The organism is [Clostridium] fimetarium, from assembly GCF_900111235.1.
Lineage (GTDB): Bacteria > Bacillota > Clostridia > Lachnospirales > Lachnospiraceae > Clostridium_N > Clostridium_N fimetarium.
The window spans coordinates 241,079-265,149 of record NZ_FOJI01000001.1 but is presented as its reverse complement, the minus strand read 5'-3'; the positions used below and the strand labels follow the sequence as shown (position 1 = coordinate 265,149).

General features: G+C 32.9%; 24 protein-coding genes. All 24 read right to left on the bottom strand.

Annotated elements, in window-relative coordinates; all coding sequences use genetic code 11:
- Nucleotides 1-16 precede the first annotated feature (16 nt).
- The 24 genes from BMY18_RS01200 to BMY18_RS01085 all read right to left on the bottom strand — a co-directional run bounded on the left by BMY18_RS01200 (nt 17) and on the right by BMY18_RS01085 (nt 24,066).
- Nucleotides 17-694, bottom strand: coding sequence for a hypothetical protein (locus BMY18_RS01200; protein WP_092449755.1), 678 nt, complete (start codon nt 692-694; stop codon nt 17-19).
- 40 nt (nt 695-734) lie between these two features.
- Entirely contained in the window at nt 735-3,200 is a 2,466-nt protein-coding gene (locus BMY18_RS01195) for a heavy metal translocating P-type ATPase (protein WP_092449753.1), read from the bottom strand.
- 35 nt (nt 3,201-3,235) lie between these two features.
- Nucleotides 3,236-3,448, bottom strand: coding sequence for a heavy-metal-associated domain-containing protein (locus tag BMY18_RS01190; protein WP_092449751.1), 213 nt, complete (start codon nt 3,446-3,448; stop codon nt 3,236-3,238).
- A 284-nt stretch (nt 3,449-3,732) separates the two neighbouring features.
- A complete protein-coding gene (locus tag BMY18_RS01185) occupies nt 3,733-3,912 on the bottom strand; it encodes a (2Fe-2S)-binding protein (protein ID WP_092449749.1) in 180 nt (59 codons plus the stop codon).
- Between the two features lie 71 nt (nt 3,913-3,983).
- Nucleotides 3,984-5,132 carry an HD-GYP domain-containing protein gene (locus tag BMY18_RS01180; RefSeq protein ID WP_092449747.1) on the bottom strand — a complete coding sequence of 383 codons (1,149 nt, stop codon included), beginning with the start codon at nt 5,130-5,132 and terminating at the stop codon, nt 3,984-3,986.
- Between the two features lie 179 nt (nt 5,133-5,311).
- Nucleotides 5,312-5,677, bottom strand: a complete 366-nt coding sequence (locus BMY18_RS01175) for an ACT domain-containing protein (protein WP_170841244.1) — start codon at nt 5,675-5,677, stop codon at nt 5,312-5,314.
- A 278-nt stretch (nt 5,678-5,955) separates the two neighbouring features.
- Nucleotides 5,956-6,747, bottom strand: coding sequence for an energy-coupling factor ABC transporter ATP-binding protein (locus BMY18_RS01170; RefSeq protein WP_092449743.1), 792 nt, complete (start codon nt 6,745-6,747; stop codon nt 5,956-5,958).
- A gap of 1 nt (nt 6,748) precedes the next feature.
- Entirely contained in the window at nt 6,749-7,573 is an 825-nt protein-coding gene (locus tag BMY18_RS01165) for an energy-coupling factor transporter transmembrane component T family protein (protein ID WP_242940928.1), read from the bottom strand.
- Complete coding sequence (gene cbiM / locus BMY18_RS01160) at nt 7,566-8,567, bottom strand: cobalt transporter CbiM (protein WP_092449741.1); 1,002 nt, start codon at nt 8,565-8,567, stop codon at nt 7,566-7,568. The genes BMY18_RS01165 and cbiM overlap by 8 nt, the downstream gene beginning before the upstream one ends.
- 102 nt (nt 8,568-8,669) lie before the next feature.
- Nucleotides 8,670-9,764, bottom strand: a complete 1,095-nt coding sequence (locus BMY18_RS01155; RefSeq protein ID WP_092449739.1) for a GGDEF domain-containing protein — start codon at nt 9,762-9,764, stop codon at nt 8,670-8,672.
- Nucleotides 9,765-10,093: 329 nt separating this feature from the next.
- Nucleotides 10,094-10,297 carry a cold-shock protein gene (locus BMY18_RS01150; protein WP_092449736.1) on the bottom strand — a complete coding sequence of 68 codons (204 nt, stop codon included), beginning with the start codon at nt 10,295-10,297 and terminating at the stop codon, nt 10,094-10,096.
- Nucleotides 10,298-10,602: 305 nt separating this feature from the next.
- Nucleotides 10,603-11,718, bottom strand: a complete 1,116-nt coding sequence (locus tag BMY18_RS01145) for a DUF4422 domain-containing protein (protein ID WP_092449734.1) — start codon at nt 11,716-11,718, stop codon at nt 10,603-10,605.
- 51 nt (nt 11,719-11,769) lie between these two features.
- Nucleotides 11,770-12,852, bottom strand: coding sequence for a D-alanyl-D-alanine carboxypeptidase family protein (locus BMY18_RS01140; protein WP_092449732.1), 1,083 nt, complete (start codon nt 12,850-12,852; stop codon nt 11,770-11,772).
- Between the two features lie 431 nt (nt 12,853-13,283).
- The gene (gene cax / locus BMY18_RS01135; protein WP_092449730.1) at nt 13,284-14,327 is read right to left on the bottom strand and encodes a calcium/proton exchanger; all 1,044 of its coding nucleotides are present in this window, start codon (nt 14,325-14,327) and stop codon (nt 13,284-13,286) included.
- A gap of 106 nt (nt 14,328-14,433) precedes the next feature.
- Nucleotides 14,434-15,777 (bottom strand): B12-binding domain-containing radical SAM protein, encoded by a 1,344-nt coding sequence (locus BMY18_RS01130; protein ID WP_092449728.1) that lies wholly within the window; start codon nt 15,775-15,777, stop codon nt 14,434-14,436.
- 48 nt (nt 15,778-15,825) lie between these two features.
- A complete protein-coding gene (locus tag BMY18_RS01125) occupies nt 15,826-16,206 on the bottom strand; it encodes a ribosomal maturation YjgA family protein (protein WP_092449726.1) in 381 nt (126 codons plus the stop codon).
- Between the two features lies 1 nt (nt 16,207).
- Entirely contained in the window at nt 16,208-17,371 is a 1,164-nt protein-coding gene (locus BMY18_RS01120) for a DUF6688 domain-containing protein (protein ID WP_092449724.1), read from the bottom strand.
- A 34-nt stretch (nt 17,372-17,405) separates the two neighbouring features.
- On the bottom strand, nt 17,406-18,893 hold the full coding sequence (locus BMY18_RS01115) for a DUF4153 domain-containing protein (RefSeq protein ID WP_092449722.1): 1,488 nt from the start codon (nt 18,891-18,893) through the stop codon (nt 17,406-17,408).
- Nucleotides 18,894-19,073: 180 nt separating this feature from the next.
- Entirely contained in the window at nt 19,074-19,295 is a 222-nt protein-coding gene (locus BMY18_RS01110; protein WP_092449718.1) for a helix-turn-helix domain-containing protein, read from the bottom strand.
- Nucleotides 19,296-19,306: 11 nt separating this feature from the next.
- Nucleotides 19,307-19,753 carry a DUF2975 domain-containing protein gene (locus BMY18_RS01105; protein ID WP_092449717.1) on the bottom strand — a complete coding sequence of 149 codons (447 nt, stop codon included), beginning with the start codon at nt 19,751-19,753 and terminating at the stop codon, nt 19,307-19,309.
- Between the two features lie 323 nt (nt 19,754-20,076).
- Nucleotides 20,077-21,435 carry a citrate transporter gene (locus BMY18_RS01100; RefSeq protein ID WP_092449715.1) on the bottom strand — a complete coding sequence of 453 codons (1,359 nt, stop codon included), beginning with the start codon at nt 21,433-21,435 and terminating at the stop codon, nt 20,077-20,079.
- Nucleotides 21,436-21,711: 276 nt separating this feature from the next.
- Entirely contained in the window at nt 21,712-22,377 is a 666-nt protein-coding gene (locus tag BMY18_RS01095) for a YkgJ family cysteine cluster protein (RefSeq protein ID WP_092449713.1), read from the bottom strand.
- 13 nt (nt 22,378-22,390) lie between these two features.
- Nucleotides 22,391-23,158, bottom strand: coding sequence for a helix-turn-helix transcriptional regulator (locus tag BMY18_RS01090; RefSeq protein WP_092449711.1), 768 nt, complete (start codon nt 23,156-23,158; stop codon nt 22,391-22,393).
- 188 nt (nt 23,159-23,346) lie between these two features.
- Nucleotides 23,347-24,066: an ABC transporter ATP-binding protein gene (locus BMY18_RS01085; protein ID WP_092449709.1), complete on the bottom strand. Its 720-nt coding sequence runs from the start codon at nt 24,064-24,066 to the stop codon at nt 23,347-23,349.
- Nucleotides 24,067-24,071 lie beyond the last annotated feature (5 nt).

Sequence of the window (24,071 nt, the reverse complement as noted above, 5' to 3'; positions counted from 1 at the left end):
AGTACATACCGCTTTCTTACTGTAGATTAAAAGGCTTTAAAAACTTCATAACTTCAATTGTCTTTCCAGTATTATCTTTCATTTGAACTGAAGCATATTTCCAGCCTTCTACTTTGTCTGGATCAACACCAGCTGCAATGAAGATTTCAGGATTTACTACAAATACAATGTCTTTATCATTTTTACTCATATCCTTTGACCATTCAAACTTGTTACCGCTTCCTAAATCAACACCGTAATGATCTAACACTTCGTGGTATCCAATCGAAGCTCTATATAAATCAACAATTTGATTAAATGACGTTAATGGAGTTACTTCTCCACTATATTTAAGTTCATTATTTCCTAACTTTGTTCCAAGCATTATTTTGTCCTCAACAACAATACCAGCTGGTAGCTTATTAACATCCAAACCTGCAGCTATAAAAGGAGCAGAATCAAATTCTAACATAACGTCATGAATTGGACTTTTACTATAATCTTTACTCCAAATAAACCTCGCTGAATTATCTGGTGCACTCAAAGACCAACCACCATTCATTTCATCCGGTTTTACTTGATTCGGAATTGTTTTTAGCACAGACTCAAAAGAGGTCTTAGAAACTTTACCTATTACATCTGTTTGGGCACATGCCGTAAGCGATCCTATCAATAATAAAGAAATTGATGCAATTACAAGTTTTATATTTTTCATATTTTATTTATTCCTTTTCTCATATTATATTTTTCTGTTCTTATTTATACGGTTTAAAACCTTTTAATCTAAGTGCATTTGTTAATACAGAAACTGAACTTAATGACATTGCACCCGCTGCCAATATTGGATTGAGTGTTGGTCCGCCAAATACATACAACAATCCTGCTGCAACTGGTATTCCAAGTACGTTATATCCGAAAGCCCAGAATAGGTTTTGCTTAATATTTCTGATTGTGCTTTTGCTTAATTGAATTGCAGTCGGAACGTCCATCAAATCACTTCTCATTAACACAATATCCGCTGATTCCATTGCTACGTCTGTACCCGATCCAATTGCTATACCAATATCGGCTTGAACTAATGCTGGAGCATCATTAATTCCATCACCGACCATTGCTACTTTTTTACCTTCGGCCTGTAATTTTCTAACTTCATTTGATTTATCCCCCGGAAGTACTTCAGCCAAAACTCTGTCAATTCCAACCAGTTTTGCAATTGCTTCTGCAGTTCTTCTATTATCGCCCGTAATCATTGCTACTTCGATACCCATATCATGAAGTTTTTTAATTGCCTTTGCACTGCTTTCTTTTACGACGTCAGCAACCGCTATTATTCCGGCAAGTTCATTTTCAACTGCAATATACATTGGGGTTTTTCCTTCAGATGCCAGTTTGTCTGATTCCATTTCTAATTTGGACAGCGAAATACTTCTATCTATCATTAATTTTCTATTACCAAGAAGTATTTTTTTACCCTCTATCGATACCTCAATACCATATCCTGGTATTGCTTCAAAGCTATCTAATTTTATCATTTCTAATTTTTCTTTTTCTGCGCCACGTACAATCGCTTCACCAAGTGGATGTTCTGAACCTTTTTCTGATGATGTGGCTATTTGTAATAATCTTTGCTTTGATATCTCTCCTATTGTTAATATATCTGTTACTTCAGGTTTCCCTTCTGTTATAGTGCCTGTTTTATCAAATACGATTGTATTTATTTTATGTGTGGATTCAAGCGCTTCTCCACCTTTAATTAATATGCCATATTCTGCTCCTTTTCCTGTTCCTACCATTATCGCTGTAGGTGTAGCAAGGCCTAAGGCACATGGGCAAGCAATTACTAAAACCGAAATAAATATCGTCAAGGAAAATACGGCACTCTGACCACTTAGGAACCAAGCAATTGATGTTACAAGGGCGATTCCAAATACAATTGGTACGAAATATCCTGCAACGATATCAGCCATCTGCGCAATTGGAGCTTTTGTTCCTTGTGCATCTTCTACTAATTTAATAATCTGCGCTAAAGCAGTATCACTACCGACTTTAGTTGCTTTAAATCTGATAGAACCATTTTTATTGATACTAGCTGCATATACTTTATCGCCCTGTTTCTTTTCAATAGGCATACTTTCCCCTGTTAACATAGATTCATCAATTGAGGTATATCCTTCTTGTACAATTCCATCCACTGGTATTTTTTCGCCCGGTTTTACTAGAATGATATCATTCACTTCTACTTCTTCTATTGGAAGGATAACTTCCTTTCCATCCTGGATTACAATGGCTGTTTTTGGAGCAAGGCCCATTAGCTTTTTGATTGCTTCTGATGTTTTTCCCTTTGAAACAGCTTCAAGCGATTTTCCTAATAAAATCAAGGTTATAATTACGCCGGCTGTTTCGAAATATAAATCCTCCATATAGCCAAAATCACCAATCGAAATTCTATAGGTTGAATATAGGCTGTATAGAACGGCCGCTGATGTACCCATCGCAATCAAAGAATCCATATTCGGACTCCGTCTTATAATTGCCTTAAATCCTACTGAATAGAATTTGTTACCTACAATTAGAATAGGTAATGTTAATACTATTAGCGCAATTGCGTAATTCAATGGATATTGCATCGGTTCTAAAATATTTGGAATAGGAAATCTTAGCCACCATATCATAGAGCCCATTGCCAAATATAATAAGGGAATACAAAACACGAAAGATATAATAAATTTTGTCCAAAGTGTTTTGATTTCCTTTTGTTTTCTGATTTTATCTTCATCTATAGCAGCTTTTGTTTCTATTTCTAATGCCTTATAACCGGCCTTCACTATAGCTTGCTTAATCTCTGAAATGCGTACCTTTTCCGGATTATATTTTGTTACAAGCTTTTCTGTTGCGAAATTTACAGCGGCCAAAGATACGCCTTCCAGTTTTGAAACAACCTTTTCTATTCTATTTGCACAGGCGGCACATGTCATTCCTTGAATTGGGATAGTTATTTCTTTTTCTTTTGATTTTTCCAAAACCTCATATCCCGCTTTTGTTATTGCTTCTTTTATGATTGGAATTGATAATTTTTCTTCATCAAACTCTATTATAAGTTTTTCAGAAGAAAAGTTTACGTTGGAAGATAAAACTCCATCTAATTTCTTTGTTACTCGTTCAATTGTTTTGGCACATACAGCACACGACATTCCTATAATTTGTAAATTTTCTTTTTGCATCCTTAATCCTCCTCGCTCAGTTCATGTAAATCAATTTATACTACCTCATATCCTGCATCTTCAATGGCCCCTACTAAATCACTGTCCGCTACAAGGTCGATATCATATTGCACGGTTACCGTCTTCCCGCTCAAATCAACATCTGTATTTGATACTCCATTTAATTCATTTAATGCATTTTTTATTGCTCTTTCACAATGGCTGCAAGACATTCCTTCTACTTTAAATTCTTTTTTTATTACTGACATACTATGTCCTCCTATAATTTACTGTTATACACCGCACCCCCCTATAGTGCTTTTAGGAGGAAATAGTTGTATTTATTATTTATATATTACAATTCCTTTATGCAGATTTGATGGAGATTCTCTAACATCTAAATAATTTTAATACAGAAAACTTCCATTACCTTTCAATTTGTATCTATACATTTAAACAAAGAGAAAAACCCTAATACCGAAGTAATATAAATTTCGGTATTAGAATTTTTCTCTTTGTTTTATTCGAAAATCTAGTAAATCTTATTTTGTGACTATTTTGCTAATAATTCCTTAACTATTTTTTTTGCATTATCTTTGCATTTCTTACAGCTCGTACTAACCTTAGTTGCTTCCTTAACCTCTTTAAATGACTCTGCTCCATTTTCGATTGCATCTTTCAAATCTTGTATAGTGACCTTAAAACAACTACATATTACTTTTTTATTATTCATTTTATTTTCTCCTTTAAATTGAACATCTTAATAGTATTTTGTTATCTTGAGTTATTTTACTATGCTCTATATTATTTTTTTAAAATACATTTTATTTTTTCCACTAACTTTCCATCTAATTCATAATTAAGGACCATATCATCAATAATTGACCAAACTTTTTCTACGGGAATTTTATTTCTATATGGCCTATCTTCTGTCAATGCCTCATAGATATCACATATTGCCATAACTCTATCTAATTCACCAATTTCATTCTCCGCTAAATGTAAGGGATACCCATTTCCATTTAGTTTTTCATGATGATTTGATGCATAGTTTGTAATGTTTTCAAATCCGTCAATTTGTTCTAAAATCCATCTTGTGTAATAGGTATGCTTATTAATCTCATACCGCTCTTCTTCATTAAGGTTTCCTACTTTATCGATAATATCATTTGATATCGCTAATTTACCTATATCGTGTAATAATGCCGCAATATACATCTCATTTTGAATTTCTTCATCATAACCTAATTGTACAGTTATTTTATTAACGAGATCAGCAATCCCAATAGAATGTTCATAGGTAAATCGGCTCCTCATATCTATTATTTGAGAGAATGCATATGCAAATCTTCTCACGCCTTCAAAATCTAAATCTTGCCCTTGTATCTCGATTCTTTTAAATGACAACTCATTAAAGTTTTTACTAAAATAATCTAAAAATATGTATTCTTTTTTTATAAGATTTGTAAATGTTGCTAGTATTTCTGGTTTAAATAATTCCTTATTATTGATAAGCCATATTTTTATGTCATTGATAACATCTAAATTTAGCTTCACTACATTCCCAAATTTTATATCAAATGAATTCGCAATACATATAATTTGCGCAAGTAATGGTATTTGGTCCCCCTTTAATTTAAATGGACCTGTACCATCAAAATATTCATGATGGTAATAAACATACTCTGCTATTATATTTTTAATCGGAAGTTTTAAGATGATATCTTTGCCTGCTTTGCAGTGTTCTTGAATTATGTAGGTATTCCTTGCCCCGATATCATGCAAAAGCGCTGCGTAATAAAGGTCCTCTTGTTGTTCTAATGATAATTTTAATTCCTTCGCTATCATAACTGAAATATATGCCACATGTTTTGAATGAGACAAATACGATTTCTCAGCAATATCCAAAGCATAAGATAGTCCCTCTACAAGCGGTCTGCTGTTGATTTTCATATTATTTCCTCCCCAAACCAATCTTTGGTCGGTATTCTTACTATTTTTTCATATTCGTTTAAAAATATAAGATTAATAGTATCACATATTTGTGGGTAATTTAAGCGAATAATTATAATTGGTATATATTACCATCTCTATCTATTTTCCTTTCATTCACATTATACGTCCCTAATTTTTTATATAAATATACATCCACTTTCTTTTAGTGCATTTATTACGTTATCCAGTTTGTCCTTTTTAATAAATATATAGTCTGTATCATATGTTGCAACTGCTAAAATACCAGTCTTTTCTTTTGCGATTATAGCCGACAAAAATGCAATCATTCCATATTTTTCAAAAGATGCATCCTCTGCTATTCTAAAACATCCCCATCCATGCTCCACACTTATATTCTCTTCTATTACATAGCGGCTCTCACATATAACCGACAATTCAGTATCCGTTTTGCTGATAAATACAAATTCATTCTGTAAAATTTCATTATTTAAACTTTTTACCTTGAAAATTGAAAAGTCCCTGTTTATCAATTGTAAAATCATTTTTATTCCTCCTAGGATCATTACCATATGCCAGTCTATACGCAATTACGAGGCTGTCCCTATTGCCTTTGTATAAATATAAAATAGCATTTGAATTCCATATCTTCTGTGGCCTAACGAGATGGAATTCAAACGCTAAAATTAGTATACTTTACCCGGCGGAAAAGTGTTGCGTATGGTTTATTTAATTATCTATTAAAATATCACAATAAATATACTGTGTCAATCTATTACTTCTTACTATTGTTTTATAATATGTTTTATAAATTTATTTATATTTAATTATGATCATGAAAGTGCTTATGACCGTTCCCGTTATTCCCTTCATGACTGTGATAATATTCATCAACAAGATTTACTTTTTTGAGCAACTCAATATCCTCCAATAACTTCTCTGTCGGCATATCTGCAACAATTTTATGTTTTTCATCAAAAAGGATTGCCCTGTTTGAAATCTCGGAAACGAGTTCGAGATTATGCGTTGATGTAATTAACGTTTTACCTGCTTTACTCAGTTGTACCAGAAATTCAACCAACCATCGTTGCGTTCTTGGATCAAGTCCATTCATCGGCTCATCCAACACCAAAACATCTGGATTAAGTGACAGCACACAAGCAATAGCAACCTTGCGTTTTTCTCCACCACTTAGATGATATGGTGTTCTATTCTTTAGATCCTGTATGCTTAATAAAGTAAGGCAATCATTCACCCTTTTATCTACTTCAATTTCATTCATTCCCATCTGCCTTGGTCCAAATGCAATTTCATCATATACAACCGAACAAAATAGTTGTGTATCTGAATTTTGAAATACAAATCCGATTTTTTGATGAAATGATTTTCCGAACTTTGCATCTTGAAGCATTTTATGGTTTATTTCCTGATTGTCAAATTTATATGATCCGCTATCTGGTGAAATGATACCATTGATTAATTTAAGCAAAGTTGATTTTCCGCATCCATTTGATCCCATTAATGCAACGGTTTCGCCATCTTCAATTTTTAAACTTATATGATTCAAGGCATTGTCGCCTTCATATGAAAAAGAAACATCATTTATTTCTATCATCTTATATCCTTTCAAAATACATAAATATAAATACGATTCCGATATTCATTACAATATATATGTAATCTGCAATATTGATTTTAGAATTACTATATACATAGTATTCACCTGTAAATCCCCTGCACTCCATCGCCGCATACATATCGTCCGCCATTTCCTTTGATTTAATGAAAATAGTTCCAGCAATTCCTGAAATCGAGGTATTTTTTGTTTTGTTTTTTCCTACAGACCTTAACTTCAAAGCATATAACATATTCAGTGCAAAGTCACCTAGCATGACTATGTATTTGATCGTGATATCAAGAACAACGATAAAAATATTAGGAACAAAGAAACTTTTTAATGCACTGGTAATCGCGTTCCATCTTGTCGAATGTGAAAGTATTCCAACCGCTGTAATTGTTGCAAACTCCTTTGTCGTTATCATAACTGTGTTAAAGCTATTACCCCAAATTGCAGAAGGCAATAGCACGATAAAGGTGAAAAAAGTGGTCACTAAACTAATCTTTAAGATTTTTACAATTACATCTGCATCCATAAGACATAAAGTGGAAATCAAATATACATTTATAATTATTACAAACGTAAAATTTCTAGAAAATGAAATTAACAATATAAGCATAAATGTAAATGCCACTTTCACAGTAGCATTTACGCTATGTTTTGCTGATTTACCAGAGCCTTGTGCCCTTATTCTAGATAAAATACTTAATACAGAAAGGATACTTTTATTGATAAAAGTATCCTTATCTGTTTGAGGGGAATAATCCTCACCTTTTAATAGCCAACCAGGCATATCAAATTGTTTCAATTTATTATTATCCAATACTATCTCCAACTTTACCTTTTTTAAATGTACTTATCACTTTAAACAAAATAATTAGTATCGCAACACCTGCCACTGCAGACAATATATATCCTACAACATCCGATAGCCCACCGACAGCATAATCAGGCATGATCGCCTCAAAGCTGAATCCATTCGCCATTTTTTCTGGTATATATCCTAGTGCACTTCCGCCGGATACAACTTCGTTTATTTCATCGATGTCCCATTCTCCCCAGGCTGTACCTGTTGCTATAAGTCCAAGTGGCGTCAGACAAATCAAGGCAATAATTAAGCCATAAATTGCTTTTGTCTTTTGTTTTGCACCTTCATAGATTGTACCAGGCGAAACATTTTTAATAAATGAAAAGATAGCAACTGTAAATATAACTTCAACTACTCCTGCAATTAAAAGATGAGGAATTGTCATTGCAGGTATTGAAACCGCTAGTGGATAAGGGCTATATAGTGCTTGCCCTGCTGCGTTTTTAAAGAGCAACGGCTGAATTCCAAATTCTATTGCTGTACATAATGCTGCTACATTAATACCAATATATGAGCCGAAAACGATCCCTAAATATTCACCTTTTTCTGTTGTTGCTCTATCCTTAATGAATTTATAAATAAAGTATCCTAAGAAGGGTAATACGAACGCCATATTAAAGCAATTTGCTCCAAATGCCAATATACCTCCATCGCCGAACATAAGTGCTTGAATCAGCAGCGCTACCGACACAGAAATACATGCTGAATATGGTCCTAGCAGAATTGCCAGCAATGTTCCTCCAACTGCGTGTCCAGTTGTTCCCCCAAGAAGCGGTACATTAAACATCATCATTAAAAATGAGAAAGCGGCTCCAATTCCGAGTAATGGAAGTTTCTCCTTTGTTACTTCGCTTTTGATCTTTCTGACTGATATGGTCCATATAGGTACCATTGCCGCCCCCATCACAGCACAAGTTGATGGACTTAAATAATTGTCTGGAATATGCATTTTTTATCTCCCTTTCATTTATATGGTTAGAATTGTATAATTGTATATAAATCATTCTAATCCGCTCACATCCAGCCTGCAAGCCCCTACAGGGGATAAAATTTATTCAAATATTACTGTTTTATTTTTTCCACTTGTCTTTGCTGCATACATTGCAGTGTCTGCATTATTAAATAATTTGTTTGAATCCACTCCCGGCTTCCATGATGCGATCCCAGCGCTAATAGTGATTGCTTCATTGTTGAAACCAAATGTCCGTTTTTGAAATTCCGTCCTAAGCGCTTCCATATATCCAAACACATCATTGATTTCGATTCCAGAAAATATAATAGCAAACTCTTCACCACCAAATCTTGACAAAAAACATCTTTCGCAATTACTTTGTTGCATAAGTGCAGATAGTGTAAGTATCACTTTATCTCCTGTTAAGTGACCATGTGTATCATTGACTTTTTTAAAGTCATCTATATCTATTATAGCCAACGTAAATCCTTGATTTGTCGTTTCGGATGATTTCACCATTTTATATAGGGTTTTCATAAGCATTCCGTGGCCATATAAACCGGTCTTCTGATCTTTACTGACTTGATCTTGCAAATCTAATTGTTGTAAATACCCCTTATAAATAATATCACTTTTTTCGTTTTGATATTGAATCAATACCGAACAAATTATTCCAGATGCAATCAGAATCGCAAATGCAATTATTGCTTCGGGTACAAAATTATCATCTATCTCCATTTTAAATGGTGAGAATTTTCTGCTCAGTAATGCAAGAATCAAAAACATACCGCATATTATCTCTATAGTTCTTGTCATTCTTTTATCACCAAAGAGAACAGTTATAAACATTGGGAAGAAGAAAAAACATAATGTAATTGGAAAAACAAAATGCGTAGAAGCCACTATTAGTGCAAGAAAAGCCATTTGAATCACGGGTATGTAATTAATAAATTTAAAATCAGTAGACACATGTTTTAATATAAAATTTCCTATTAAAACAACCAAGACATTCGCTGTGCTTGGTAGAATCAAGAAAGCAACTATATATACTGGTATTGCTTGAAAAATCAAATTGGATTTTAACAAAATAAAATACATAAAAAATTCTACTGCGAAATTAAAAACGACAAAATATAGATTCGTACGTGCTATTATTTTTCTCCACTTATCAAATGTCTCACCATATTCTTGCATAAAGCTCCCTGTTTTCAACAAAAATAACCTTATTAGACACTACTAATAAGGTCATTTAATTTTTTTCGTCAGAATAATATCTTTAAAATATTATATCATAAATAATCTATTTTACCATATCTAAAAAAAAATTATATCAATTCATTTCTCTGGAATTTTCTAAACCCTGCATACGTTAAAACAGTAATAAGAATGATGCATACAAGGCTCCTTTCTCATTATAAATATGCCCAAAAATAAGACAGGTAATATTAATATTACCTGTCTTATCTTTTAAAAAAATAAAAGGCTGGCAATTAAGCCAACCTTTTGTTTTTTTTGAATTAAAATTAAGCTACGATTACGTTAACTGCTTGTAATCCACGAGCGCCATTAGTAATATCAAAAGTAACGTTTTGTCCGTCTTCTAAGCTCTTAAAGCCTTGTGAAGCGATTCCTGAAAAATGAACGAATAAATCTTCGCCATTTTCGCTGTTAGTAATAAAACCAAAACCTTTTTGAGCATTAAACCATTTTACTGTACCTTTATTCATGAAAGATACCTCCTATTATTATATTAATATTTTGTACTGTACATAAAAAAATCACATATTTGTGTAAATCATTACATCCAGTAGAGTTAATGACTTACAAAAATATGCGAATCAAAAATAACATCTAAAATACTTCCCTAATAGTATCATGAATAAATACATGTGTCAACCATTTTTGCAAAATAATTTATTTATTTTTTTATCTAATAAATTATGATGATTATAATAGCTTACATCTATGTTCATCCGCACTCCTATTGTCACGTTATATACTTCTAATTCCATAATGTGTGTATATATTACTTTTATTTCTTATCCATATCTGATGCTATTCTAGCAAGCGTAGTTGCTAATAATTCTTGGTCAGTACATAAAATCACCATTGCTATTTCTATTGCGATATATGAGATCTTATGAACTTGCAAATAACTTATATCTTCTTCTATATTCTTATAAATAATATACTTGCTAATAATACTGTTTAGATTTTTGAAATATGTCATTAGATCCTTGAAATCATTTATATCATCTAATACACTTTTTAGGTTATTTTTATATTCATTATCACAAGTTGTGATAACCTGCATCGCCAGTTTTAATTCTCCTGTTGTATCTGAAGCTTGCATTAAAACATCAGGTCTCTTTTTTAGAGACTCAACAAAGTATGTCTTTGCTCCATAAATGTCCTTGTTTTTAAAATACTGCGCCAGTTTTAGTTTCATTTCCTTTGTTTCGTATTTTTCTTCCGTCATACCTACCATGCATTCATATGCTTTTAATTTTTTTGTAGATACCCATACCATAAGAAGAAACTCAGATATAAAACCAAATACCCGTTTATGATATTCATCATAAGAACTAACATCAATTCTTTTCTGAACTTCAAAGAATATATCGAATAGCCACGAAGAATACTCATCAAATAACTCTTTCGAGGTAACCATTATATTTCCGAAATATGATTCATTTGAGTGTACAAGCCGTTCAAATTCAGTATAATACTCAGGGTATTTTTCACTGATTACTTTTCCAGTTTCAATTAAGTCAATTATATTATGGGCATCTCCATATCCATCATAATATGTAAAATCGTATTTCAGTTTTTTTGACGTAATGATATCATAATCTTTTAATATTGCATTATATTCAGATTCGCCCAACATTTTGCCTTCTGAATTAATTAAATATCTTCTATAATGACATATTCCAACATAACCTAATATTTTATAGTTCTTCCAAATCCAGTAAATTCCTGTGAGTTCGCTATAGTAGCAGTTCATTTTTGAAATATTTTCACCTGTGTCATCCCCAAGGTAACCTAAATCGACTGATTTTCCCTTTCCAACATGAAGTGGTATATATATCTTATCTGTAGGCTCATTGAATTTTTTATGTGTCATTGTAAATATTTTTACCGACATATGCGGCCTCGTTTCTTAACAAGATTTGTTAGCATTTTTAAGTGAAAGAACTCAACCAATTACTGGAGTATAATTCTTAAAGATATCAAAATCATCAAATATTACATTCCATGCGCTGCCACCACCTGCAATCACCACCACGTAATGTCTTCCATTTTTTTCTGCATAACTAACCAAACAATTTCCCGATTGATCCGTATAACCTGTTTTTCCAGCTATAATTCTCATCCCTTGAACTTCATTTCCATACATTTTGCTAAACATATTACTCGTCAGCAGAATTCCCTCTGGATGCTGCACGGTTGGAGTCGTCGTATACTGATATGTTGATAAAATCTTAGCACATATCTCATTTTTCATAGCATAATCCATTATCATAGCCATCTCTATCGGGGTCGTGTAATGGTTAATATCTTGTAATCCTGATGTATTCACAAAATGAGTATTTTTTAATCCCAGCTCTTCGCATTTGCTGTTCATCAGATTCACAAATTCTTCTTCAGATCCAGCAATCATATCTGCCAATGCTACGGCCGCATCTGCACCCGAGGGAAGAATAAGCCCATATAGTAAATTATTAGCATCCACGATCTCCCCTGGATCGAAGCCTGCCCTTGAAGCCTGCTGTTTCATAAGGGAGGATACGATATCACTGGTCATCGTAAATGTTGTATCAAGCCTTTTCAATTTTTCAACCGCAACAATGAGGGTCATTACCTTCGTCATTGATGCAGGATATATTCTTCTCTCACAGTCTCTTCCTGCAATAATCTGATTATTCTCAACATCTAAAAGAGCTAAGTAAGGACTTCTAACCGTAGCTGATGTTATTTGCATATATGAATTGATAATTTCAGGATAAGGATAAACCTTTTTCCCTTGTGGCTGAGGCTCAGTTACAACTTCTCTTTGTACATTGCCATCATCTACCGCCACAATATTCTCAATTTCTATATTATCTGTATTCGAGCTGGTTGTCCCTTTAACAACTACAGTTACAACCGCTAATATTAAAATTATACATGCAGATAATTTTATTATTTTCATTTTTCTTTGCTGCTTTGCTCGCTTCTCTTTGATCCGCCTATATGATTCTGTGGCTTCTTTATTAGAATTATCAATATTATTGTACATTTCTCCCTAGTCCTTTATTAATTATCTTATTTGTAAATTCTTCTTAATAAAATTGCAGCCATTATATTATTTTCGCGTTTTTCTTTTGTAATATTTCACGCAATTTTTTGTACGATTTCTTGTACAATTTTTTGTGCAATTTTCCTGTGCAATTTCTTCTGTAATCATACCACTTTTTTATTTGTATGGAAATATATTTTTTACAATTTTTCTTGTAAAATTACAATATTTTTTAAATTAATTGACCATCGTAAATGTTACATAATAAAGCAAAATGAGTTATTTTATATAACAAAAAAGTCTGCTTTCAGATTACTAAACCCGAAAACAGACTATATCCCTCATTTTATTTTTAAAAGATATAACGTTATAATTTTTATGTAAATAGTATCTCTAGTCTAACAAAAATAATTCTTCATACCTTAAGACATCTATAAAATGAAAAATGATGCCGCTATTATAATATAAACGGCTATAAGCTGAACGCCCTCTAGCCAGTTAGACTCGCCATCACTTGCCAATCTATTTGCAATTAATACCGAAAATATCAGTGCAATCAATTCAAATGTATTGAACACGATACTCATTGGTGAAAATAATAGGCTTAAAAAGATAAGAACCGGTGTTACAAAGAGAATGATTTGTAAGCTTGAACCCAACGCTATTTCAATTGCCACATTCATCTTATTCTTGTATGCCATCATTACGGCGGTGCTATGTTCAGCTGCATTACCAATGATTGGAACTAAAATAATACCAACGAAGAATTGACTCAATCCAAATACCTTAGTCATTGGTTCAACGGTTCCAACAAAAACTTCTGATTCAATTCCAATGAGCACTGTAGCCACAACCAAAACCATGATTGCTTTCTTTAATGACCATTTTGGAGCAGCTTCTTCCTCACTTTTGACCATATACAAATCTTTATGTGTGAAAAACGAAAAAACCATACTCAAAATATAAATTGCTAACATAATAAATGCAACTAACACACTAAGCCCTTCGTATCTGGTCGTTAACAATGTTGGTGCGACAGTATATGTAAAAATTGCCGGAATTGTTAGGCCGATTACTGCAAAGAGTAGCATACTGGCTGTAACATCAATTACTTTCTGATTAAAGTATTGTGTTTTATACTTTAAACCTCCAACAAGCATACTCAACCCCAACACCAGTAAAATGTTACCGATAACAGAACCTGCAATGGAAGCTTTCACTACATCAAACAAACCTGCTTTCATAGCGAAGAATGCAATAATCAACTCTGTTGCATTTCCAAATGTTGCATTGAGAAAACCGCCAATACGATTCCCTGCATAATAAGATATAACCTCTGTTGATTCCCCCATCACTCCTGCTAGTGGAATAATCGCTAATGCGGAAAATAGAAAAATTAATGGCTGTGAAATGTCCATAAATTCAGCAATTAAGCTGATAGGTATGAATATTAATAAATATCTAAGTATTTTCATTTAGCGCTCCTTTTTTATTGTGCTGTTTTTCTGTTATAATATGGTAAATTGTATCATATTTTTATCCACTGCACCACAAAAAAGTTGGCCTTTTCCCTATTTATAATTATAAGCGGTAGGAAAGCTTTTCTGCAATTTTTCCAACGCGTTCATAAGTAATTAATTTGCATATATTGTCGGTTACTTTACCAAATTTTCGATAAACAAAGTTAAACAAAAAATATGGCACTCGCTGCCTATGCGTCTTTGGCACCCTTTTAAGTATATTTTTTATGGAGTAAACTTGTTTGTAAATCCATAGGTATCCATTATAAAGTTCTTCAGCAGTCATATTGGGGGGCTTAAATACAACATTAGCAGTATTATACTTTGAAAAGTCAAAATCTGTAATTCTATCATTTGTGACAAACTCATCATAGACTATAGTTCCTGGATAAGGTGTAAGTATATGAGATGTAACCGTTTCGATCTTATTCTTTACTATCCAATCTAATGTCGTCTGAAACGTTGTAGAATCATCGGCATCAAGACCAAATACAAAACTGGCATTAATCATAATTCCACGATTGTGAATTTCTTCAACCAATTTCTCGTATTTTCGTATATTGTTCTGACCTTTATGAATATTCTTAATCGCATTTTCATTTAAGCTTTCAAACCCAATAAATAAACTTTCACATCCCGAAAGAGCCATTTCATCAAGCAAATCAAGCATGTCGACCATATTTGCTGACACTGCTGCATTCCATTTCAAGTGCATCGGACGAATAGATCTTACAAATTCTAACGTCCACTTAGGATTGCCAATAAAATTGTCATCAATGAACATTACATGTCGCTTACCAATTGTTTTTATATCAGCAATCACATCTATAATCGGTCTATTGATATATAATTTTTTATATGCTTCACTGCTGTTATAACAAAAATCACATTGAAATGGGCATCCCCTGCTAGTGCTAATAACATTACAGAATAAATACTTTTTCTTATCAATCAAATGATAGCCCGGAGAAACAATCTCACAACCTTTGATTTCACTGTTGCAGCTATATATTTTTTTCAGTTTTTTGTCTTGAAGATCCCGAATAATATCAGGCCATGTTTTCTCCGCTAATCCAATAGATATAACATCAAAGTATTTTTTGACTTGCTCTGAAAATGCAGTGATATGAATTCCACCTGCCACAACCGGAATTCCTTTGCTTTTATAGATTTCTGCAATTTCTGTTGCACGAACCATAACATCAACGGTAACTGTAATGCCTACAATGTCTACCACATCATTAAAATTGATATCTTCAATATTTTCGTTTTCGATTATTACTGTATGTTCATTATGAAAAATATTTGCAATTGTCAATAGCCCAAGTGAAGGTGACATTCTGGTTTTCAGTTGTGTATCCATTGGTCTCATTATCATTTTGGGTTGTATCAATTTGATAATCATATCTGTATTCCCTTCTTATTTAACAATATTATGCATGTCTAAACATTATTAAATCATAATATAATTTTTTATTTGTACTATATTGTCTATGACGACTATGAAAATACAGCCAACTGCATAACAAATTATATCCTTCCAGTCAAATGATGTTCCAATCACTACATTTGCAAGTGTATTCCCACCCAAACCAAGGCATCCAACGATATTCAAAAACTGCAAGCATTCAACTGCTACTGCAAATATAAAGATATATATTGGTAATAACTTAATCTTAAGAGTAAATATTCTTGCAAAACAATAAATCACTATAACTACGAGAACATCCCCTATATATGGACGTATAAATCTATCATGAATGAATAATGCGATTATAACTTCTATTAGTAATAGCACAATAAATGCCATCACATATGGGGTTCGCTTTTGCATGTTATACCTCTTTTCTTGCATTCTTTGGAAGATACTGTAGAGCAATTCTGTTCTCAGGTTTTTTATCAAATAAATATAGTACAATCAAAAATATCCATTCCAGTGGTTTCATGATCAAATAAGTCAAATCTGCTAACCATGCTGTGCGAATCAATTTTGATATTGGATATCCGTATTTATCATAAAAATTCCTGATCGCACGATGAAAGCTTGGAGTTCTCTCCATTATCAACTCCTCGAATGCATTTGCAATGCAAAGCTGTCTATTAACCACAATCTTTTCTCCACCCCTTATTCCATATCGAGTTGGCTTTACTAGTCCCTTATGTCCTCTTAAGGAAACCGTGCATAAATAATGACCATTATAATTCACGGTTGGTGGAGGTGAAATCTGCTTTGATAGCATCCAGTCGCTGGTCTGTGTAAATGCTTTTATCACACTATCAGGTTGTTGACCAAACAAGCATAAAATCATCACTACTATTATTATAAGGGGTATCATTACCACAAATGCTGACACATGCCAACTATTACATCTTAAAATACAATTATTTACAACACGGATGAATCTATTTTTATATTCTCTATCTATTTGATAAGTTGCTTTTTCTTTTGCCACCCCTACAAGTAATGCAAGCGCATTTATAAGATAATTAAGCGGAATCAATACCATATAAAATATATATCCAGTTTTCTCGTAGTATGAATGAATTGATTTTAATGTTACATCCACCTCGCTCACTACCGCACCCATCAATTGTATAATTATCAGTGAACTAATGATGCAGCCAATGTATACCCCTGCGATTAATATTACAGATAGCAATGGTGAATATTCCTCTTTGTGAAATTTTAACGCGAAATAGGAGCTAATCCCTATCACAACGAATGCACAAATTGTTCCAATATGATTTGTCGATATTAATTGATGCAATCCAAGTGACTCAGCTAAATTTACAGGAATTGTATAGTCTGGAAGTCCGGAGCTCATTTCTAACATAAACCATATTCCCATCCCATATAAACATGCTTCAAATCCTAGATTTTTCTTCTTTTTAGCTACATATATTATATTTGTTATTGTTACAATAATTGGTGATATTAGAATCAATGTTCCTAATATGTAAATGAAAACCAACAAACCCCCATCAAATATATCATTCATACCATCCCCCTTGTAGTGCCCCCAAAATTAGCACTTATTTATTCACATTAAAGAACTCTGCTGCCGCATTTTTCCCTATATACTTAGAAAGATTAAACGTTCTTGCATCCATATCTTCTCCATTGTTATATACTCTGGTAAAATAAGAATTAAAATCCATGACACTAAACATTGTCGAACTGAGTTTCGTATCTTTCTTCAGTTGCTCTGTGTAATCTAAAATAGCAGGAGCTGCATCCGCACACAGTTCGCTTAAGTAATTAGAATCTAATCGGTTTTCATTTACGAAACTTGCCTGACCATAATTATACTTTGCAACCAAATAATCGGGATGGCTAAAAGAGAATACGATATAAAGTGCTGTTATGGTAACTATGGTATATTTTAATAATGGAAACTCTGGTTTTAATATAAAAGTTACAATTCCAGTCATCATCATAAAAATTACTACGAGAGACCAAAGTACAATAATTCTTAGAAATGTCAGATGATACTGACTGATATATAAAATCATGCGAAATGCACTTGAAGCAATCATTATATAAGTACATAAACTAATTATGGTAAGGATCATTTTTAACGCTTTATGATCTTTGAAATAATAGATAGAAAAAAGTACCAATGTAAGATTCAATATACAGACTGCAACCAGCTGGAAAAATCCCTCTCTTGCATACTGAGCATAAGAGTAATCTCTTGGGATATTTCCAAGGAAGAGATAAAATATCTGAATGCCGCTAAAAATTATATATATCAATGCGATCAAGCTAGTAAATGTGATTGCAATAATAGGTTCGCCCTCTTTTCTCTTGCCCTTATTCATTTCTACCTTTTCTTTTGATAGATATGCCAAAAAGCAATAAGATGAAAGGAAAGCAAAAATTGTCATCATCGATATTCCAATCAAGTTTTTTGGTAAAACAATGTTTCTAAACAGAAATTCTAACGAATTCGCAAATACTGAATCTGCACTAGTTAACAACATTAGAATAATGATTACAAAGGGAACCGAAATCAAAAGGCCGGTAAAGATATATTGCATTTTACTACTTTTTCCCTTTTCCCTTGACTGAATCATATGATTACAATCATCAAAAGGCTGTGCTATATGAAACATTGACTCAACTAAAGTAGTACAAAAGTTAAAAATATATTGAGGAATATCCCATTCTTTATCTTGAAAAAACTGATGCATCATGAAGCTTACAATTAATATGAAGCTTCCCATATAATTCATTAATATTATTCTTTCATCATCAGTGAACCACGTAGCGAGCCCCAAAAGTATAATCGCTGCTTCATAAAAATATCCATCTCTTTTTTTTGAAACTTCTAACTTTTTCATACATAAATGATAGTAGCAAAGGGTTCCTAATGTAAACAAAGGGATTGTAATCCCCGATAAATTTTTGTAGAGGCAAAAAGTAAAAAAGCACGCATATATACCACTTAATAAGCCAAAAAATATAAAATTCTTTTGCATTATATGGCCTTTAACCATAATTTCTTCATTTTCATTCATAATCGTTTTCCTCTTCTTCAATTTTCATTTTAAATCTCTATATCTATTTCTTAAATCTTCATTTAATAATTAATTAGAATGAATTATAAGAGCTGTTCTTTGAACTTTTTATAATGAAAGGTTAAAATTTTATGATTTGGTATACCGATTAGAAGCGCTTCTTATTACAGACGTCTTGTGTTATTCTTTAATGATTTCGTCATCTACGAACTCTAAAATATCCCCGGGTTGACAGTTCAGCGCTTTACATAATGACTCTAGCGTAGAAAAACGAATTGCTTTTGCTTTATTGTTTTTTAAAATTGATACGTTGGCTAAGGTGATATCCACCTCACTGGCCAGTTCGGTCAGACTCTTCTTGCGTTGGGCCATCACAACGTCTAGATTAATTACAATTGACATTTTGACCCTCCTTATATTGTTAAATCATTCTCTAGTTTATAGATTATCGCTTTATCAAATACCTGTGACAATACCTTTGAAAAAAGGCCTGCAATCAAAAATACCACAACCACTACAATTACTCCTGGAGTGATGTAAATAATCAAGCGAAATGCTGTAATTAATGCAATCAGGAAGCTATAATTTCCCATTCTTCTTAGACTCACAACATTTTCATTAATAAAACAGTCGTCATCAATTACCGTTTTAAATATCTTTCGCAATTCAAAGATCACTAGTACAGCAAAAAATCCTGATAAGGAAAATAAAATGGTTAGGCTAATCGCATTATCTTTAAAATAGATATTGTATCTTCCATATAATTTGATAATTAAAAACATTAATACAGTAACTAGTATCCCTATAAAGAACATAAAATCTAAAAGTAATTTTGTGGTTCGAATCAATTTATTGTTCATCCTAATATATCTCTCCTTTTTTTCCCATCTTTTTTTATAATATAGCATCAAAAAAATTGAATGTCAACAATTATTTATTGTTTTTCAATAAATAGTTGTTGATATTCAATCTATTTTTCAGACAGGAAACTCAATAGCAGATGAAATACAAAACGAGATTCCCATTTGTATTGTAAGAATCCAAGGTAATATGCAAAGAAAAAGCTGAATTTTTCGTATTGAATACGATTATTCAGCTTTTTCCTTTTATTTAAATACAACCACATACACAAAACTTGATTGCACTTTTATATTTATTTATGATAACTTCTCTTTCAATCGTATTATCCTGCAAGCCCACCATACATGATATATGCTATGATACAGCATATAAAACCGACGATCCAACCTGTTGGAATTGACATTTTCATATAATCCTTTGTGGTTACCCTTGTATAACCGAATCCCCAGGCTACCCAAGATTGTGTAATATCCAAATGCTGAGGAGCAATTGTTGTTACTGCAAACAAAGGATAAAGGAATGCAATTGGAAAGTTCGCAGGGCTAGATATAACAACTACAAGAATAGCAGCACCACATCCAACTAGATTCAAAGGTCCACGGAAGAATCCAAGTGGTGTAAGAATTGCAAATGCTACGGCGATTATCAATGCTGAAGTAGGAATAAAGCTGCCTAATAATGTTTGAAAGTAAGGAGCTGCAAAGATTGCTGCATTATTGAACATAGAAAGCATTAACAAGAAACCAACCATAGGTGCAACATCAACTGCACCATCTGCAAAAAGTTTTGCAAGCATACTACAAACACTAACAAAACTTCCTTTTAACTTTCTACACGTAAGCAAAGCATAGAAACCTGAAACAAGGAATCCTAAAATTATTGGGAACTTAAATGCCACGACTCCAATTACTGGTAAAATAACTGCAATCCATGAAATGGCTGGTGCATTATTATCAACACTTCCTGAACTAGTCTTTGCTGCCCACGCATGTGAAATTTTGTTTTTATTCAATGCAATATTAGCCACAACCAACACTACAACAATTGTTATAATCATACATATAATTCCGAAATTGAAGTATTGATTGTAAGTATATTTGCTATATTCACTGTTTGCAGCAACAAACATTGCCTGATACTGATTGAAATTTACAACATTTGCAAAAATTCCAGACATGATAGATCCCATAAACGCAAATAATGTTACATTTGGCGGAAGACCAAGCGAAAGCAAGATAGGAATAACAATTACTGCGATTGATATAACTGGTCCAATACCTGTCATTGTAGTAAAAATAACTGATGTGGCAACACAAAGAAGTGTCATTGTGACTCTTGGTCGATCTCCGCCAAGTTCAACTGTTTTTCTAATTAATGTCGATGCGATTCCGGTACTCATAAGGATTCTTCCAAAGAACGCTCCAAAGAATACATTTACCAATATTGACTTACCATAATTTTGTGGTCCATCTTGAAATACATTGGTCAAAACACCAATAAAATCAAGCTTCGCCATTGCCGAATTAGGGACTATTTTATTACCAACCAAGGCTAATCCAGTCCAAAATATAGCCATTATAAAAAATCCAATCATCAGATTATAACCTTTTACACAATACCATATCATTCCAAAGAATGATAAAATCATGATTAATCCAATTATTACATTTACCGAGTTCATACACAAATACCTCCTGAAAATAATATAATACTTTATTAGAATCTACTTAATTTGCGTAAGACAAAGCTATCGTACTCAATTCTCTTGCAATTAGTATGATTATTATTAACTGCAACGCACTTTTTTATGTAATTTATTTATCCTAGTCTAGAATCTGTTGATTTCAGGTCACTTTATATTTCACTTAAAGTCATCAGAAAAAATTATCTGAAAATGTTAAAAATTAAAAATAACCATTCTACTCGCGCGTTTTATCGCATTAATAGAATGGTTATTTTAAATTGTTATAAATTCCTTAGCTTCACTTAATCGTTCATTAAACTGTAAATAGAAATCAATATTTGTATCATATGGCTTCATATAAAAGTTTTTGAGAATATTCATATTAATATCCTTAATCAGATTATCATCCTGCGTACTTTTTACAACATTTTGTAAATCTTCAAGAAAATAGTGCCAATCTATCACAAAACATTCATTATTCTTTATGTCAGGTGTATCAATCCACTTACGGACTTTTATTTTCGTTTTATTCGCCTTTTCACATTCATGAACTTGTAGAAAATATTTAAAATCATGATTCTCATAATATCTGCCCAATGGAAACAGCCTACACATTCCTGGTCTAAATGCGTGGATTCCACATCTGCCTTCACTACTTAGAAATAAACATTTTTCTGATAATCCCATCATTTTAAGATTTGGAATAATCATTCCATCTACAACATTTAGTTCGATTTTATCAACCAGTAATTCTTCGAATGTAATATTTAGGTTGATCAGTAACCGATGAATATCGAGAGGATCTAGAATAATAGAATTTCCCATCCCTTGGCAACAGGTAGAACATCCATTGCAGTCATTGCACCCTGCTTTCACCAGATCATTTAATTCATAGAGTTTTCCGTCTGATATTTCATTAAGACTAACATTTCGTTTCATTTTGTGTTCCTCTCTAAAAAACCATTTTGAAAAATTTTACAATCCATCTAGGTGTCTCTGGCAGATTACTTGAAATGCATGTAAGTATGTCATTACGATCCCATACGTTACCTTGCTGTTTCACCGAGAACGTATATATCCCTTTTACTTGATCTCCAACTGCAATTTTACCGCTTGCATATCCTCCAACACCAATATTCATAGCCATCGCATATCCACCAAGTGCATAAACGCCTATTGCAACACCACCGATTGCCAAATACCCAATTGCTACTCCTCCAACGGCGATTCCTCCTAATGCAACACCTGCAACTGCAGCAAGCCCAAGCGCAAAAGCTCCTAATGCAAAAATTCCGATTGCCAAAGTTCCGATTGCAATAATTCCCTTTGCTATCACTCCAATTGCTATCACTCCAGTAGCAATATTTCCGATGGCAATAATGCCTTTGGCCTTATAAACGCCTACTCCAACGTTCACATGAACAAGGGGTAGGCCTTTTATTTCTCTTTTGCTTTTATATTCATAATGAATTCCTGACCTTATATTACTGCTTGATTGCGCTGTATTCGTCTTCACATTCTCAGATTTTAGTCCCAACAGCTCATCTACTGATATATCGAATAATTTTGATAATTCAATTAACTTATTCATTTCAGGAGTTGTCTGCCCCATTTCCCATTTAGAGACTGTTTGTCTTGATACCCCGATCGCATTTCCAAGGTCTTCTTGTGACATTCCATTTTGCTTGCGCAAAGCGATTAACTTATCTTGAAATTCCATATGTATACCCCACTCTTTTTTTCAATCTTATGATAAGCTGTCATTTAAGTCTACCAATTTGGCTTGGAAATCTGTCAACCAAACTTAACATACCCAAACTGATTCCTTAACAAATAGAAACCAATGTTTTAGTATCTACTTTTCAGATTATAATGTGTTTAGATTTACATGTCAACAAGCCTACTCTGTTAAGATAATTTCTTTAACCATTTCTCAACTTCCATTTCGCGGTTTTCGCCCACTAAGAATTCCTTGTAGGCAGCAATCTGTCCATCAATGATATAGAGTATTTTCCTCGCTTTGGCTGCGACACATGAATCGTGAGTTACGGTCATTATAGTCATTCCTTCACGATTCAAGTCCGCAAGGATTTTTAATACCTGCTCCGTAGCTTCGGAATTTAATGCTCCGGTCGGTTCATCCAAGAACAAAACTTCAGGTGTATTAATCATAGCCCTGCAAATGGATGCTCGTTGCAACTGTCCACCAGATACTTCGCGAATATCACGCTCTTCAAGCCCTTCAATCTCCATACGTTTCATTAATTTGGATGCACGTTTCCTTATGTCATTAGCCGGTTCATTCTTTGCTACAAGACCAGGTAATATAATATTATCAAAAATGGAAAGATTTTTTAACATTTGCGCATTTTGAAATACGAATCCCATCTTCGTCAAACGAAATTCGGACAACGCTTCCTCCTTCATTTCACTAATATTCATATTTTCAAACATCACCTTGCCGTTACTTATGCTATCCATCCCGCTGATACTGTATAGAAGTGTTGACTTGCCGGATCCGGACGGTCCCATGACCGCAACGAAATCCCCCTTTTTTATTTCAAAAGATATGTCATGCAATATCTGTGTATCTTTAAATGACTTACTAATATTTTCAACTTTTATCATGGCTT